Genomic DNA, 15,778 nt, shown 5'->3' on the forward strand with positions numbered 1-15,778 from the left:
GAATGGAGTTACCGAGATAAAGAATGGGTCGAAACTTTACCATATGAAGCAGACCCTGACGATACGTTCTGGAGGACACATGGCAACACGAATTGAATTTCACAAGCACGGTGGCCCGGAAGTACTTCAGACTGTGGAATTTACTCCTGCCGATCCGGCAGAGAATGAAGTCCAGGTCGAAAATAAAGCCATTGGCATCAATTTTATCGACACGTATATCCGCAGCGGCCTTTATCCGCCGCCATCGCTACCCAGCGGATTAGGCACCGAAGCGGCTGGCATTGTGAGCAAAGTCGGCAGCGGCGTGAAACATATTAAAGCAGGCGATCGTGTGGTTTATGCGCAGTCAACGTTAGGGGCTTACAGCTCTGTGCATAACGTCAATGCCGATAAAGCGGCAATTCTGCCAGCGGCGATCTCTTTTGAGCAAGCTGCCGCGTCGTTCCTGAAAGGCTTAACGGTTTATTATCTGCTGCGCAAAACGTATGAAATCAAACCTGACGAACAGTTCCTGTTCCATGCGGCTGCTGGCGGCGTGGGCTTAATTGCCTGCCAGTGGGCAAAAGCCTTAGGGGCAAAACTTATTGGCACTGTGGGCAGCGCGCAAAAAGCGCAAAGTGCATTAAAAGCGGGAGCGTGGCAGGTAATTAACTATCGCGACGAAAATCTGGTCGAGCGATTAAAAGAGATCACCGACGGCAAGAAAGTGCGCGTGGTGTACGATTCCGTAGGCAAAGATACCTGGGAACGGTCGCTGGATTGCCTGCAACGTCGCGGTTTAATGGTCAGTTTTGGTAATTCATCAGGCGCGGTGACGGGGGTGAACTTAGGCATTCTCAATCAGAAAGGCTCGCTGTATGTGACACGCCCTTCCCTGCAAGGCTATATCACCACGCGGGATGAGTTAACCGAAGCCAGTAACGAACTGTTTTCATTGATTGCCAGCGGCGTGATTAAGGTCGATGTCGCAGAGCAACAGAAATATACGCTAAAGGATGCGCGGCGTGCGCATGAGATTCTGGAAAGCCGGGCGACGCAGGGTTCCAGCTTACTGATCCCATAAAGAAATTGGGCTTCCACCTGGGAAGCCCTTTCTTTTATAGTTCGGCTGTATGTAGGGTACAGCACGATGAATCTGTTAGAGGCGCAATAGTGACAGATTTGATAATCAATTCCTATTTTGTTCTAAGGATAAAACCTTAGGTTGTGATCATCCGCACAATCCCTTAGTAACGCCAGCGGTCATAACGCTGATATTTCGGCACTTTTGGTGCTTTAATCGCCTTTATTACCCACACTACTGCAATCGCCAATAGCAGCCACGGCAGCAACTTGATCATCAACGCCAGCATACCACCGAGGAACATAATGGCCGTCGCCACAACCAGCGCGGCGATAATGCCCAGCAACGAAACGCCGGTGACCATCAACATGACAAAAAAGCCAATCACAAAAAGTAGTTCCAGCATGATGTACTCCCAAATATGAAATCTCTTGCAGCCATTACAAGAATCATGCCAAAACCTAACATTATGATTTATCAAAAAATATGCCCCGCGACGGTGCGCAGGGCATAGTGAATTTGACTACTTTGTGGTGAAAAATTAACGCTTATCCGCCACCAGTTTGAGCGCATGTTCCAGCACGTTAATGTCAGCACCCGCTTTATGAGCATTTTCACTTAAATAACGACGCCACTGCCGCGCACCTGGAATACCCTGGAACAGACCCAGCATATGCCGGGTAATATGACCGAGATATGTCCCCTGGCTAAGCTCACACTCAATGTATGGGTACATAGCGCGCACCACCGCCACCGGATCGGCATCGGTATCCGAGGAACCAAAGATCTCTCGATCTACCGCCGCCAGAATCCCCGGATTCTGGTACGCCTCGCGCCCAACCATCACACCGTCCATATGTTGCAAATGCGCTTTAGCCTCTTCCAGCGACTTGATGCCACCGTTAATCGACATCGTCAGATGCGGAAAGTCACGCTTCAGTTGATAGACGCGCGGGTAATCGAGCGGCGGGATTTCGCGGTTTTCTTTCGGGCTTAAACCAGAAAGCCAGGCTTTACGCGCGTGGATGATAAACATCTCACACTCACCTTTACCGGAAACGGTGTTGATGAAATCACAAAGAAATTCATAGCTGTCCTGGTCGTCAATACCAATACGCGTTTTCACCGTGACTGGAATCGACACCACATCGCGCATCGCTTTCACGCAGTCGGCTACCAGTTGCGCATTACCCATCAGGCACGCGCCAAACATCCCGTTCTGTACCCGGTCAGACGGGCAGCCGACATTCAGGTTGATTTCATCGTACCCGCGCGCTTCCGCCAGCTTCGCACACTGCGCCAGCGCCGCTGGATCGCTACCGCCCAACTGCAACGCCACCGGATGCTCTTCTTCACTGTACGCCAGGTAATCACCTTTACCGTGAATAATTGCCCCCGTGGTCACCATTTCGGTATAGAGAAGCGTATTACGGGAAAGCAGACGCAGGAAATAACGGCAGTGTCTGTCCGTCCAGTCGAGCATCGGGGCAATGGAGAAACGGTATGCGGGATAAGCGGTTTGTGATTCTGCTGACATGGCGTTTTTTTAAGCACCTGGTGAATTGGGGGCGCTACTATAGCATAACGAATATGCGATCAGGCAATGCGGCAGCTATGACGCCCTGTTCTCGGCGTTTAAGTGAGAACTATGGTAAAGTAAGGACATTCTTAACCCCACTTTGAGGTGCCCAATGGAAAAGACCACAACGCAGGAGTTATTAGCGCAGGCTGAAAAACTCTGTGCGCAGCGTAATGTGCGCCTGACCCCGCAGCGCCTTGAAGTGTTGCGCCTGATGAGTCTGCAGGAAGGAGCAATCAGCGCCTACGATCTGCTTGATTTACTGCGTGAAGCAGAGCCGCAGGCCAAGCCGCCAACGGTTTATCGCGCGCTCGATTTTCTGCTTGAGCAAGGGTTTGTGCATAAAGTTGAGTCCACCAACAGCTATGTGCTCTGTCACCTGTTCGATCAACCAACGCATACTTCAGCTATGTTTATTTGCGATCGCTGCGGCGCAGTGAAAGAAGAATGTGCGGAAGGTGTGGAGGACATCATGCATACGCTGGCGGCAAAAATGGGTTTTGCCCTGCGGCATAATGTGATTGAAGCACATGGATTATGTTCAGCATGTGTAGAAGTAGAAGCGTGTCGTCATCCTGAACAGTGCCATCATGACCACTCTATTCAGGTGAAAAAGAAACCTCGTTAAGAGGGCGTACATCCTTGTACACGTCGGGCAGGAGGGATTAATTACCAGCGGTATTCATTGCGGGTTTCCCAGTCCACGACCTCTTTCTCTGCCTGATCTTTCTGGTAACCGTAACGTTCCTGGATTTTACCCACTAACTGATCACGTTTACCTTCAATGACCGTCATATCATCATCGGTCAGTTTGCCCCATTGCTCTTTCACTTTACCTTTGAACTGTTTCCAGTTACCGCCGACTTCGTCTTTATTCATATTCAAGTCCTCATCGTTAGGTGGTGAATGAGAGTACGCTCGCTTTTCTTCTGAACGTGGGATTAAGTGTAGTCAGGAATTTGGCTTAGGATTATTTATTCAGAATATTTAACCGTCACGCTCCGGCAAACCAGGTTCCGTTGCGCCAGTGACGACGCCAGATAGCCGCCAGAGAAAGCCCGCGCAGCGCCAGAAAGACGGTTAACGCCAGCCACAAACCATGATTACCCAACCACGGCAGCGTGAGGAGCGTAAGAGCAAACCCTGCTGCTGCCACCGCCATACTGTTTCGCATTTCGGCGGCGCGCGTTGCACCTATAAACATGCCGTCCAGTAGATAACACCAGACACCAACCAGCGGTAAAATGACCTGCCAGATAAGATAGCCATCGGCCAGCTGCTGAATCTGGGTTAATGACGTCAGCAACGCAATAATGTGTTCCCCTGCCAGCAAATAACTCACAGAAAACAGCAACGCTACGATCCCCGACTGGCGGCACGCTGCGCGCCAGACATCCAGTAACTGGCTCCCGTCGCGCGCACCGTACGCCTGACCTGAATGCGCTTCAACCGCGTAGGCAAAACCATCCAGCGCATAGGCGGTAAAGGTGAGTAGCGTCATCAGAACCGCGTTAACGGCGATTATGTCACTCCCCAGTCGCGCGCCAAGTACCGTTATTGCACCAAAACAGAGTTGCAACAGCAGTGAGCGCAGCATGATGTCGCGGTTAAGCGCCAGCAAGCGACGGAAGTTCCCCCGCCAGGCTGTTTTCAGCATTTCGCCGGAAATACCGCGTAGTTTGAGGATTTTACGCACCATTAGCAGACCGATCAGCAACGTCGCATATTCTGCGATGACCGTTGCCAGCGCCGCGCCCTGCACGTTCATATGCAGCCCCATCACCAGCCAGACATCCAGCACAATGTTGAGGATATTACCCACCACTAACAGGACAACCGGCGCACGGGCATATTGCACGCCGAGCAACCAGCCAAGTAATACCAGGTTTGCCAGTGACGCCGGTGCGCTTAGCCAGCGAATTTCAAGAAAGCGCCGCGCCTGTTCCAGCACGGCTTCGCTGCCACCAACAATATGCAGCGCCAGATCGATAATCGGTGTACGCAATAGCGCAATTAACGCCCCAGCCCCCAGCGCCAGCAGCAACGGCTGCACCAGCGCACGGACTAATGCCTGAGGATTTTTGGCACCATACGCCTGCGCAGTCAGCCCGGTGGTGCTCATGCGCAAAAATAGCAACAGCATAAAGAGAAAGCTGGTCGCCGTTGCGCCAACCGCCACGCCGCCCAGATAAACCGGACTGTCAAGATGACCAATGACCGCCGTATCAACCAGCCCCAGCAACGGAACGGTGATATTGGAGAAAATCATAGGTAAGGCGAGATGCCAGAGAGCTTTATCAGATGAAGTGAGGAATGCCATGCAGACAAGCCTGATGAAGAGAGATGAAAAACAAACCGCGACGCCAGGCGGCATCGCGGTATCAGAGATATGTTACAGCCAGTCGCCGTTGCGAATAACCCCAACCGCCAGCCCTTCAATGGTGAAGCTCTGCTGACGAAGGTCAACGACAATCGGTTTAAACTCGCTGTTTTCTGGCAATAATTCGACTTTATTGCCCTGTTTTTTCAGACGTTTAACGGTAACTTCGTCATCAATACGTGCGACAACGACCTGACCATTACGTACATCCTGAGTTTTATGCACTGCCAGCAAGTCGCCATCCATAATGCCGATATCTTTCATCGACATTCCGCTGACGCGCAGCAGGAAATCGGCATTCGGCTTGAACAAGGAAGGATCGACCTGATAATGACCTTCAATATGCTGCTGCGCCAGAAGCGGTTCACCGGCAGCCACACGACCTACTAATGGCAACCCTTCTTCCTCTTCCTGCAACAGACGAATCCCACGCGATGCGCCGGAAACAATTTCAATCACGCCTTTGCGTGCCAACGCCTTCAGATGTTCTTCAGCCGCGTTTGGGGAACGGAACCCCAAACGCTGCGCGATTTCCGCACGCGTCGGCGGCATACCTGTCTGGCTGATGTGATCACGAATGAGATCAAACACCTCTTGTTGCCTGGCCGTTAACGCTTTCATTCCGCCCCCTGGGTGTATATACAGTTATGCTGTGAGTATATACAGCAAAAGGCGATTTTGGAACCATAAACTACACAATAAACCAGAGATTTATCGAATTCTGGAAGGGTTATCCAAAATGTGACCATAACAGAATGACCCAGGTTGCCACAGCGACGATAATCGCGATCAGCACCGCTGCGGAACCCATATCTTTTGCCCGCCCGGAAAGCTCGTGGTATTCAGAGCCAATACGATCAACCACCGCTTCGATGGCGCTATTGAGAATTTCCACAATCATCACCAGCATCACGGAGCTGATAAGCAGCACGCGGGTAATCGCGTCCACATCCAGCCAGCAAGCGATGACCACCGCCAACAATACCGCCACGCCTTCCTGACGGAATGCCGCTTCGTTGATCCATGCAGCGCGTAAACCTTTCCAGGAATAGCCAGCGGCTTTGATAATTCGAGTGAATCCAGTGGTATTATTGGCCATTGAAAGAACCTTTTTACATTATGAGCGTCAATATCAGTGTACCGTTGAATCCGATGATTCCGGTAGCGTAGCGCCGCGCGAAACATAAGCGGATACCACAGAATTTCCCATGACTTTCTGCTATCCTTCCCGCGCATTTGCATTATTAACCAGAGGCTTTACATCGTTTATGTCCGGCTGGCCACGAATTTACTACAAATTACTGAATTTACCATTAAGCATCCTGGTAAAAAGCAAGTCTATTCCGGCAGATCCTGCCCCGGAATTGGGGCTCGATACCTCTCGTCCAATTATGTACGTTTTACCGTACAACTCAAAAGCGGATTTGCTGACGTTGCGCGCCCAGTGTCTGGCGCATGACCTGCCTGATCCATTAGAGCCGCTGGAGGTAGACGGCACGCTACTGCCGCGCTATGTGTTTATTCATGGCGGGCCGCGTGTTTTCACCTATTACACGCCGAAAGAAGAGTCTATCAAGCTGTTCCACGACTATCTCGATCTGCACCGTAGCAACCCAAATCTGGATGTGCAGATGGTGCCGGTATCGGTGATGTTTGGTCGTGCGCCAGGACGTGAAAAAGGCGAAGTAAACCCGCCACTACGTATGCTCAACGGCGTACAGAAATTTTTCGCCGTACTGTGGCTTGGTCGCGATAGCTTTGTGCGTTTCTCGCCGTCAGTTTCGCTACGCCGCATGGCTGATGAACACGGCACAGATAAAACTATCGCCCAAAAACTGGCGCGTGTGGCGCGTATGCACTTTGCCCGTCAGCGTCTTGCTGCCGTGGGTCCACGCTTGCCTGCTCGTCAGGATTTGTTCAATAAGCTACTCGCCTCACGTGCAATTGCCAAAGCGGTAGAAGATGAAGCACGCAGCAAAAAAATCTCCCATGAAAAAGCGCAGCAGAACGCGATTGCGCTGATGGAAGAGATTGCGGCGAATTTCTCTTACGAGATGATCCGCCTGACTGACCGTATTCTGGGCTTCACCTGGAACCGGCTCTATCAGGGCATCAACGTCCATAATGCCGAACGCGTTCGCCAGCTGGCTCATGACGGTCATGAGCTGGTGTATGTGCCATGCCACCGTAGCCACATGGACTACCTGCTGCTCTCCTACGTGTTGTATCACCAGGGGCTGGTGCCACCGCATATCGCCGCCGGGATCAACCTGAACTTCTGGCCTGCCGGGCCGATTTTCCGCCGTCTGGGTGCGTTCTTTATTCGCCGTACTTTTAAAGGCAATAAACTCTACTCTACTGTCTTCCGTGAATATCTCGGCGAACTGTTCAGCCGTGGTTATTCCGTTGAGTACTTTGTGGAAGGCGGTCGTTCGCGTACAGGGCGTTTGCTTGATCCGAAAACCGGCACGCTGTCGATGACCATTCAGGCGATGCTGCGTGGCGGTACACGTCCGATTACGTTGATTCCGATCTACATCGGTTATGAGCACGTCATGGAAGTGGGTACTTACGCCAAAGAGCTGCGCGGCGCGACGAAAGAGAAAGAGAGCCTGCCGCAGATGCTGCGCGGTTTAAGCAAGCTGCGTAATCTCGGTCAGGGGTATGTCAACTTCGGTGAACCAATGCCGTTGATGACCTATCTCAACCAGCACGTGCCAGACTGGCGTGAATCTATTGATCCCATCGAAGCTGTACGCCCGGCCTGGTTAACGCCGACAGTCAATAACATTGCTGCCGATCTGATGGTGCGCATTAACAACGCAGGCGCGGCTAACGCCATGAACCTGTGCTGTACTGCGCTGCTGGCGTCACGTCAGCGTTCACTCACTCGCGAGCAATTGACTGAGCAGCTTAATTGTTATCTCGATTTGATGCGCAACGTGCCTTACTCCACGGACTCTACCGTTCCTTCAGCCAGCGCCGGTGAGCTGATTGATCACGCGCTGCAAATGAACAAGTTTGAAGTCGAGAAAGACACCATCGGCGACATTATTATCCTGCCGCGCGAGCAAGCGGTGCTGATGACCTACTATCGCAACAACATTGCGCATATGTTGGTTCTGCCTTCGCTGATGGCAGCAATTGTCACCCAGCATCGGCACATCTCCCGCGAAGTGTTGATGGAGCACGTCAATGTGCTTTACCCAATGCTAAAAGCGGAGCTGTTCCTGCGCTGGGAGCGTGACGAGTTGCCGGGCGTTATTGATGCGCTGGCGAATGAAATGCAACGCCAGGGGCTGATTACGCTGCAAGATGATGAGTTGCATATCAATCCAGCGCACTCCCGCACGCTTCAGTTGCTTGCCGCAGGTGCGCGCGAAACGCTGCAACGTTATGCGATTACTTTCTGGCTGTTGAGCGCCAACCCGTCGATCAATCGCGGTACGCTGGAGAAAGAGAGCCGCACTGTGGCCCAACGTCTTTCCGTACTGCACGGCATCAACGCGCCGGAGTTCTTCGACAAAGCGGTGTTCAGTTCTCTGGTGCTGACGCTGCGTGATGAAGGGTATATCAGCGACAGCGGCGATGCAGAACCGGCAGAAACGATGAAGGTTTATCAGTTGCTGGCGGAGTTGATTACGTCCGATGTGCGCTTAACGATTGAGAGTGCGACGCAGGGCGAAGGGTAACTGGTGAGCGTTGCCGGATGTATCCGGCCTACCATGACCTGCAAATTCAATAAATTGCGATGTGTTATGTAGGCCTGACAAGCGCAGCGCATCAGGCAGCTTTTCCCAGAAAAAAGCCGGATGACCACGACCATCCGGCTTTTTTACATCATCAGAAATGCCAGTAACTCATTGCCAGCCCTAAAAACAGTACCAGGCCAACATAGTTATTATTCATAAACGCTTTAAAACAGGCTTCACGCTCGCGATTGGCAATCAGTTTTTGTTGATAAACAAACAGCGCGCCCGCGACCAGAATTGACCAGTAATATCCCCAGCCTAATCCATTTAACTCACCAATAATCGCCATCAGCGCCAGTACGCCAACCTGCAAAATGCCAATAATCAATTTATCGTATTGACCAAACAGAATCGCAGTGGATTTAATGCCAATCTTCACGTCGTCGTCACGGTCAACCATCGCATACTGCGTGTCGTAAGCCACCGCCCACAGAATATTGGCGAGGAACATTAACCAGCAGCTTAACGGCACCGATTCACTCACAGCGGCAAAAGCCATTGGAATCGACCAACCAAACGCCGCCCCCAGCACTACTTGCGGTAGATGGGTGTAACGCTTCATAAACGGGTAAACCCACGCCAGTACCAGCGCGGCAATCGACAACAAAATAGTCATCGTATTCAGCGTCAGCACCAGTAAGAACGAAATTAGCACCAGCACGACAAACAGCGCGCGCGCCTCTTTCTCCGTCACCGCGCCACTGGGAAGCGGTCGGTTTGCCGTGCGCTTAACATGACCATCAAACTTACGGTCAGCATAGTCATTCACTACACAACCGGCGGCACGCATCAGCCAGACGCCAGCGACAAACACCGCCAGGATCCAGAGTTGAGGAACACCGGGTGTCGCCACCCATAGCGCCCATAAAGTTGGCCAGAGCAGCAGTAACGCACCAATTGGCTTATCCGTACGCATTAAGCGGTGAAACGCCAGCAGCTTATTTTGCGTCAGACTCCACTCCATATTTTTTTCCTCTTAGTACAACGGTGATGCCGGTAAAAACAGTTCGGTCAGCAGCAGCGGCTTACCGCTTAATCGCAGGCGGGAACGTCGCCCCCACAGTCCGGCATCACGGCCTATCTCAATAAAGTCCCGGGTTAATGTCGATGATGTGAACAGATAGCGACCTAACGGCGTTTTACCCAATTTTTGTAACGCCAGCTCAGGGCCGCTTAACGTTGACACAGGAACGACGGTACGCCCGGCGAGCCAGGGTTCTCCATCAGCGCATAACAAAATCTCACGTAACCAGTAACGGGATTCTTTCGGCAACAGCGGTAATTCTTCGGGGATTTCATTCTGCTCGACAAACCCTTCGCGGATCATCGTCACGCTCACCGTTTTTCCCTGCTGTTCAAAACGTTTGGTCATGGAATCTTCCAGCAACAACCAGTCGAGCAGTTGCGGTTCCAGCGCAGGGATCTCTGCAAAATAGCGCAGCGCACGCAGTTGCGTTAACGCGGGGTGTGACATGCCGAACTCTCCGTTACATAACGTAAAGGCATTGTATCGCAGAAAAGCGTTAACGGGAGATGTAAAGCATATTAAGTGATCTAATACGCAACAATAACGCAACAATCACAGGAAGGAGAGAAAAAAAGGTGCGCCCGAAGACGCACCAGTTGTTGCAAAATCAGCACTGTGGGGCGTAATTACCCCTTGCCTTTTACACTGCTGATAAAGGTGGAACGGGCAGATGTCGAGCCCAGGCGTTCAGCTTCATCAAGCAGTTTTAACGCCTTATCAACATCACCTTTCGCGACAGCGTTTTTAATCGCGGTATTAAAATAACTTTCCGTGTCGTTGAGCATAGGTTCACTTTTCTTCGCCGGTGCCGGAGCAGGTACGGCTGCGGCTGGTGCCGCCGTGTTGCCTACCGTAACCGGAGCCGGAGCGGAAGAACCAAATAGAGGCCCCACCAACACGCTGGAGCTGGAGTTGGTTTTCACTTTCAGTTTCAGCAGACCATCAGTGGTATGACGGGCAACCGGGTCTGGAATATCCGGCACCGAGTTACCGACGCCTTTGGCATAGGCTTTTGCCGGATCGAGCAGTTGCGTCGTCTGCTGGAGATCTTTTTCAGTGGTAAAGACCAGTACATAAAGTTTCTGCTGCCCCAACGCCGGTGTCAGGCGCATAACGCCTTCCAGACGATCTGCACTCATCACACCAGGTTCCTGGTAGGTGAAATAACTGCTGGGAAAGAAGGCCGATGGTGTCATGTTCTGATCAAGAATCAGCACGTTCGGTGCAAATACGCTGGTTTGTTTGTTCACTTCACTGGTCAGAGTCAGGGTCAGCTCGCCAATGTTTGCCGGGACGCTGTATGCGGCGACTGGACCGCTGATGCCAGGGACGTTCAGTTGTTGCCCGCCAGTCGCCAATTGGGTGGTCTGGGTTTTAGATTGATCGACTGGCGTCCAGGTTAATTGTTGCAGCGCGGCAGATGGAATGGCTGGCGCATCGCTGGTGTTTTGCGGCACGTAGTTAACATCGGCAAGGCTGATTCCAGGCGCGCTTGCCAGCAACCCTGCTGATAAACAGAGGGCGATGAGACTTTTATTCATTTTCATTGTTTTTACCTCAAAATCTGGAGTTCAGCGGTAGCCAGGCAATAGCGCGCTTAACCCGATAATCAGAGGGGCTTACGCCCCTTATAGATAATGACAACCTGTTTTATGCCGGATGCGGCGTAAACGCCTTATCCGGCCTACACATTGCTATTACCACCAGATTTCCATCTGGGCACCGAAGGTCCACTCATCGCTATCACCGCGACCGAAGCTACCGCCTTCGAAATTCGCCGGAACAGCTTTGCCGTAGTTCGGGTTGGAAGAGGAGCTACCGTTGTAGTCATAACCCCATTTCTCATCCCACTTGGCGTAGGTTGCGAAGACACGAATAGCCGGGCGTGACCAGATGCTGTCGCCAGCCTGCCATTGTTGTGCGAGGGTGATTTTGTACTGATTGTTCTTGTCGCCAGTACGCTGGGATTCGACGTTGTCGTAGCCCACTTCCAGCAAGGTACTCATGATAGGCGTCCACTTGTACATTGGACGAATACCGACGGTCCACCATTTGGTGCCGTTGTCGTTATCCCAGTTGATATCCTGGTACATACCCACGTACATCATGTCCCAGTTGTCGCCCATGGAGATCGCACCGTGATCGAGGATACGCAGCAGGTGACCGTTATTGTTGATATTGTAGGCAAATTTTTCGTTATCAAACGCAACGCCAGAACCCTGCGACAGACCTTTACCCTGCGAGGTCATCGAGTCAGTAGCGTACTGAACAACAAACTTGTTGAAGCCTTTCAGGATGCTCTGGGTATGCTCGGCAGTGAACATCCAGCCATCTTTCGATGCGCCATCAACCAGACGATAGTTATCACGCAGGTTAGCGCGACCGTAGTCAACACCCAGCTCCAGGGTGCCGCCGGGGTTAATTTCCATCTGCGCTAAACGCACGTCGAAGACGTCGTTCGCAGTCTCATTGGTATAGTCATAGATATTGTTGCTGGCGAAAGAAGAAGAACCGCCCGCTTCAGAAGAACGCGTTGCTGCCAGAGAAAGTTTACCGAAGCCAACGTCGATGTTTTCCAGACCGGCACCAGGACCAGAAATATCCCAGTAGTAGAAGTCGATCATATGAACGTCATGACGCTGATAGAAACGCTTACCGGCCCAAATGGTGGCACCAGGCAGCCATTCAATCAGGTTTTTCCCCTGCACGTTCGCTTCACGGAAGGCCGGATCGGTGGCTTCCCAGTCATTCTGTTGTGCTACGGAATAGGCCACGTTAGTGTCGAAATAGAAGCTCTTATCGCCCTCTTTCCACACTTCCTGACCCAATTTTAATTCAGCATAAGTTTCACATTCGTTGCCAAGACGGTATTTACTTTGAGCGCCAGTGGTCTGGAAACACTGTTGTTCACCGCCGCTCCCTGTCCAGCCGATCCCGGAACGAGCGTAACCGTGGAAATCCACGGCCATTGCCTGAGCAGACATTACGCCTGCTGCGACGGCAACCGCCAGAGGAAGTTTGCGCAGAGTAATCATCATTCTATCTCCTGAGTCATTGCTTTTCTTTTTTCACATCGCCTGTTACAGGCTTTGTGTCTTTTGTAGGGGTGCTTAAACGCCCGGCTCCTGATGCAGTCGACGACATGCAGTGCCATCCTCACGGAACAGATGGCAACGCTCTGGCGGCAGGCCGATAGCGAATGTGGCACCTTCTTCTACCAACACCACGTCAGACTGGCGGTACACCAGGTTTTGACGAATGGAAGGGATCTGGATATGAATTTGCGTTTCGTTGCCGAGCTGCTCGACCACCTGAACTTCACCCTCAAGGATGACGTCGGCGATATCGCTTGGCAGTAAATGTTCTGGGCGAATGCCCAGCGACATGTTGGCGCCGACCTGAACGTTATGGCTTTCAACCGGCAGCCAGACCTGCTGGAGGTTTGGCATCGGCAGCTCAACCTGGACTTGATCGATTGCAACGGCAGTTACTTTCACCGGCAAAAAGTTCATCTTCGGTGAACCGATAAAACCGGCGACAAAGCGGTCGGCCGGATAGTGATACAACTCAAGCGGCTTCCCGACCTGCGCCACGCGACCGGCGTCCAGCACCACGATTTTGTCGGCCAACGTCATCGCTTCGACCTGATCGTGGGTGACGTAAATCATCGTGCGCCCCAGGCGTTTATGCAGACGGGAAATTTCGATACGCATCTGTACACGCAGCGCAGCATCGAGGTTGGAAAGCGGTTCATCGAGTAAAAACACGCTTGGCTCGGCCACCAGCGTACGACCAATCGCCACACGTTGACGCTGTCCGCCGGAGAGCGCCTTCGGTTTGCGATCCAGCAAATGCGCCAGTTGCAGCACTTCCGCTACCTGGTTAACACGCTGGTTGATGACCTCTTTCTTCGCGCCTGCCAGTTTCAGGCCAAACGACATATTTTCTGCCACAGACAGATGGGGATAGAGCGCATAGGACTGGAACACCATGCCGACGCCGCGTTCTGCTGGCGGGGTGTCATTCATTCGTTTTTCATCGATGAACAGGTCGCCGCTGGTGATCGTCTCAAGACCGGCAATCATGCGCAGTAAAGTAGATTTACCGCAGCCAGATGGTCCGACAAACACCACGAACTCACCTTCGTGGATGTCGAGGTTGATATCTTTCGATACCACCACATCCCCCCAGGCCTTCGTTACATTTTGTAGCTGTACGCTCGCCATGCCCTTCTCCCTTCGTTACAACCTGTCATCGACAGCAACATTCATGATGCAGTGACTATGCGTCATCGGAAGATGGCTTAAATCCTCCACCCCCTGGCTTTTTTATGGGGGAGGAGGCGGGAGGATGAGAAGATGGGCTCTGCATACTAATCCGAGGGAAAGTAAGGAAATTCGTGATATTGCTTGCAAAAAACATGGCAATTTTGTGTGCGCCTTCCCGCAATACTGCTGTTTCTGCGATGCAGATCACATAAAACGAAGGTGGGGCGTAGGGGCAAGGAGGATGGAAAGAGGTTGCCGTATAAAGAAACTAGAGTCCGTTCAGGCGTTTTCACAAGCACTTCACCAACAAGGACCAGAGATTATGAAAATAAAAACAGGTGCACGCATCCTCGCATTATCTGTTTTGACGACGATGATGTTTTCCGCCTCGGCTCTCGCCAAAATCGAAGAAGGTAAACTGGTAATCTGGATCAACGGCGATAAAGGCTACAACGGCCTCGCAGAAGTGGGTAAGAAATTCGAGAAAGATACCGGAATTAAAGTCACCGTTGAGCACCCAGATAAGCTGGAAGAGAAATTCCCTCAGGTTGCGGCCACTGGCGATGGTCCGGACATTATTTTCTGGGCGCACGACCGCTTTGGCGGCTATGCCCAATCTGGCCTGTTGGCTGAAATATCCCCAGACAAAGCGTTACAGGACAAGCTGTATCCGTTTACCTGGGACGCTGTACGTTATAACGGCAAACTGATTGCTTATCCGATTGCCGTTGAAGCATTATCGCTGATTTATAACAAAGACCTGCTGCCGAACCCGCCAAAAACCTGGGAAGAAATCCCGGCGCTGGATAAAGAACTGAAAGCGAAAGGTAAGAGCGCGCTGATGTTCAACCTGCAAGAACCGTACTTCACCTGGCCGCTGATTGCTGCCGACGGTGGTTATGCGTTCAAGTATGAAAACGACAAATACAATGTGAAAGACGTTGGTGTGGATAATGCTGGCGCGAAAGCGGGTCTGACCTTCTTGGTTGATCTGGTTAAAAACAAACACATGAATGCGGATACTGATTACTCCATCGCAGAGGCGGCCTTTAACAAAGGTGAAACGGCGATGACCATCAACGGTCCGTGGGCATGGTCCAACATTGACACCAGCAAAGTGAACTACGGTGTGACGCTGCTGCCGACCTTCAAGGGACAACCTTCCAAACCGTTCGTTGGCGTTCTGAGTGCAGGCATCAACGCTGCCAGCCCGAACAAAGAACTGGCAAAAGAGTTCCTCGAAAACTACCTGCTGACTGACGAAGGGCTGGAAGCGGTAAATAAAGATAAACCGCTGGGTGCCGTGGCGCTGAAGTCTTACCAGGATCAGCTGGCGAAAGATCAACGCATTGCCGCCACTATGGATAACGCCAAGAACGGTGAAATCATGCCGAACATCCCGCAGATGTCCGCCTTCTGGTATGCCGTGCGTACCGCAGTGATCAACGCCGCCAGCGGTCGTCAGACTGTTGATGCCGCGCTGAAAGATGCACAGGGTCGTATCACCAAGTAATGCTGCTAAATGCCGGATGCGGCGTGAACGCCTTATCCGGCCTACGAAACCGAAACATATGTAGACCTGATAAGACGCCTCAGCGTCGCATCAGGCGGTTATTGTCGGGTACGGCGTAAATGCTTCATCCGACATACAAAACTAAATGCCGGATGCGGCGTGAACGCCTTATCCGGCCTACGAAACCGAAACATAT

The 15,778-nt window shown here is 52.0% G+C and carries 15 protein-coding genes; 4 read left to right on the top strand and 11 right to left on the bottom strand.

The window, feature by feature from the left end; all coding sequences use genetic code 11:
• The first annotated feature begins 79 nt into the window (after window positions 1–79).
• Window positions 80–1,063: a quinone oxidoreductase gene (locus HEN21_RS13660; RefSeq protein ID WP_105285612.1), complete on the top strand. Its 984-nt coding sequence runs from the start codon at window positions 80–82 to the stop codon at window positions 1,061–1,063.
• Window positions 1,064–1,226: 163 nt separating this feature from the next.
• Here HEN21_RS13660 and pspG read toward each other — a convergent pair whose 3' ends face one another.
• Window positions 1,227–1,469 (bottom strand): envelope stress response protein PspG, encoded by a 243-nt coding sequence (pspG, locus tag HEN21_RS13665; protein WP_000891404.1) that lies wholly within the window; start codon window positions 1,467–1,469, stop codon window positions 1,227–1,229.
• A 135-nt stretch (window positions 1,470–1,604) separates the two neighbouring features.
• Window positions 1,605–2,600: a tRNA dihydrouridine(20/20a) synthase DusA gene (dusA, locus tag HEN21_RS13670; RefSeq protein WP_176252220.1), complete on the bottom strand. Its 996-nt coding sequence runs from the start codon at window positions 2,598–2,600 to the stop codon at window positions 1,605–1,607.
• Between the two features lie 154 nt (window positions 2,601–2,754).
• On the opposite strand from dusA, the gene zur reads away from it, so the two are divergent.
• A complete protein-coding gene (gene zur / locus HEN21_RS13675) occupies window positions 2,755–3,270 on the top strand; it encodes a zinc uptake transcriptional repressor Zur (RefSeq protein ID WP_000416266.1) in 516 nt (171 codons plus the stop codon).
• Between the two features lie 41 nt (window positions 3,271–3,311).
• Here the strand turns inward: zur and HEN21_RS13680 are convergent, their stop codons facing one another.
• The 4 genes from HEN21_RS13680 to dgkA all read right to left on the bottom strand — a co-directional run bounded on the left by HEN21_RS13680 (window position 3,312) and on the right by dgkA (window position 6,121).
• Complete coding sequence (locus HEN21_RS13680; protein WP_001030603.1) at window positions 3,312–3,521, bottom strand: CsbD family protein; 210 nt, start codon at window positions 3,519–3,521, stop codon at window positions 3,312–3,314.
• Window positions 3,522–3,636: 115 nt separating this feature from the next.
• Window positions 3,637–4,962 carry an MATE family efflux transporter DinF gene (gene dinF / locus HEN21_RS13685; RefSeq protein ID WP_176252219.1) on the bottom strand — a complete coding sequence of 442 codons (1,326 nt, stop codon included), beginning with the start codon at window positions 4,960–4,962 and terminating at the stop codon, window positions 3,637–3,639.
• Window positions 4,963–5,034: 72 nt separating this feature from the next.
• Window positions 5,035–5,643 (bottom strand): transcriptional repressor LexA, encoded by a 609-nt coding sequence (gene lexA / locus HEN21_RS13690; RefSeq protein ID WP_000646078.1) that lies wholly within the window; start codon window positions 5,641–5,643, stop codon window positions 5,035–5,037.
• A gap of 109 nt (window positions 5,644–5,752) precedes the next feature.
• Entirely contained in the window at window positions 5,753–6,121 is a 369-nt protein-coding gene (gene dgkA / locus HEN21_RS13695) for a diacylglycerol kinase (protein ID WP_000002906.1), read from the bottom strand.
• 169 nt (window positions 6,122–6,290) lie between these two features.
• Here dgkA and plsB point away from each other — a divergent pair, with 169 nt between their 5' ends.
• Window positions 6,291–8,714, top strand: coding sequence for a glycerol-3-phosphate 1-O-acyltransferase PlsB (gene plsB, locus HEN21_RS13700; protein WP_016159874.1), 2,424 nt, complete (start codon window positions 6,291–6,293; stop codon window positions 8,712–8,714).
• Between the two features lie 151 nt (window positions 8,715–8,865).
• On the opposite strand, the gene ubiA is transcribed toward plsB, so the two are convergent.
• From ubiA to malK, 5 genes are all read right to left on the bottom strand, one after another.
• Complete coding sequence (gene ubiA / locus HEN21_RS13705) at window positions 8,866–9,738, bottom strand: 4-hydroxybenzoate octaprenyltransferase (protein ID WP_105285609.1); 873 nt, start codon at window positions 9,736–9,738, stop codon at window positions 8,866–8,868.
• A gap of 12 nt (window positions 9,739–9,750) precedes the next feature.
• Window positions 9,751–10,248, bottom strand: a complete 498-nt coding sequence (ubiC, locus tag HEN21_RS13710; RefSeq protein ID WP_000019214.1) for a chorismate lyase — start codon at window positions 10,246–10,248, stop codon at window positions 9,751–9,753.
• 179 nt (window positions 10,249–10,427) lie between these two features.
• On the bottom strand, window positions 10,428–11,348 hold the full coding sequence (gene malM / locus HEN21_RS13715) for a maltose operon protein MalM (protein WP_105282698.1): 921 nt from the start codon (window positions 11,346–11,348) through the stop codon (window positions 10,428–10,430).
• Window positions 11,349–11,498: 150 nt separating this feature from the next.
• Entirely contained in the window at window positions 11,499–12,839 is a 1,341-nt protein-coding gene (gene lamB / locus HEN21_RS13720; protein WP_000973648.1) for a maltoporin LamB, read from the bottom strand.
• Between the two features lie 72 nt (window positions 12,840–12,911).
• Entirely contained in the window at window positions 12,912–14,027 is a 1,116-nt protein-coding gene (malK, locus tag HEN21_RS13725) for a maltose/maltodextrin ABC transporter ATP-binding protein MalK (protein WP_000179159.1), read from the bottom strand.
• Between the two features lie 364 nt (window positions 14,028–14,391).
• Here malK and malE point away from each other — a divergent pair, with 364 nt between their 5' ends.
• The gene (gene malE / locus HEN21_RS13730) at window positions 14,392–15,582 is read left to right on the top strand and encodes a maltose/maltodextrin ABC transporter substrate-binding protein MalE (RefSeq protein WP_000695404.1); all 1,191 of its coding nucleotides are present in this window, start codon (window positions 14,392–14,394) and stop codon (window positions 15,580–15,582) included.
• Window positions 15,583–15,778 lie beyond the last annotated feature (196 nt).

It is taken from the genome of Escherichia sp. 93.1518, from assembly GCF_013368915.2.
Lineage (GTDB): Bacteria > Pseudomonadota > Gammaproteobacteria > Enterobacterales > Enterobacteriaceae > Escherichia > Escherichia ruysiae.

Coding starts and splice junctions, on each gene's coding strand:
- HEN21_RS13660 (WP_105285612.1), top strand. CDS start 80: ATGGCAACACGAATTGAATTTCACAAGCACGGTGGCCCGGAAGTACTT.
- pspG (WP_000891404.1), bottom strand. CDS start 1,469: ATGCTGGAACTACTTTTTGTGATTGGCTTTTTTGTCATGTTGATGGTC.
- dusA (WP_176252220.1), bottom strand. CDS start 2,600: ATGTCAGCAGAATCACAAACCGCTTATCCCGCATACCGTTTCTCCATT.
- zur (WP_000416266.1), top strand. CDS start 2,755: ATGGAAAAGACCACAACGCAGGAGTTATTAGCGCAGGCTGAAAAACTC.
- HEN21_RS13680 (WP_001030603.1), bottom strand. CDS start 3,521: ATGAATAAAGACGAAGTCGGCGGTAACTGGAAACAGTTCAAAGGTAAA.
- dinF (WP_176252219.1), bottom strand. CDS start 4,962: ATGGCATTCCTCACTTCATCTGATAAAGCTCTCTGGCATCTCGCCTTA.
- lexA (WP_000646078.1), bottom strand. CDS start 5,643: ATGAAAGCGTTAACGGCCAGGCAACAAGAGGTGTTTGATCTCATTCGT.
- dgkA (WP_000002906.1), bottom strand. CDS start 6,121: ATGGCCAATAATACCACTGGATTCACTCGAATTATCAAAGCCGCTGGC.
- plsB (WP_016159874.1), top strand. CDS start 6,291: ATGTCCGGCTGGCCACGAATTTACTACAAATTACTGAATTTACCATTA.
- ubiA (WP_105285609.1), bottom strand. CDS start 9,738: ATGGAGTGGAGTCTGACGCAAAATAAGCTGCTGGCGTTTCACCGCTTA.
- ubiC (WP_000019214.1), bottom strand. CDS start 10,248: ATGTCACACCCCGCGTTAACGCAACTGCGTGCGCTGCGCTATTTTGCA.
- malM (WP_105282698.1), bottom strand. CDS start 11,348: ATGAAAATGAATAAAAGTCTCATCGCCCTCTGTTTATCAGCAGGGTTG.
- lamB (WP_000973648.1), bottom strand. CDS start 12,839: ATGATGATTACTCTGCGCAAACTTCCTCTGGCGGTTGCCGTCGCAGCA.
- malK (WP_000179159.1), bottom strand. CDS start 14,027: ATGGCGAGCGTACAGCTACAAAATGTAACGAAGGCCTGGGGGGATGTG.
- malE (WP_000695404.1), top strand. CDS start 14,392: ATGAAAATAAAAACAGGTGCACGCATCCTCGCATTATCTGTTTTGACG.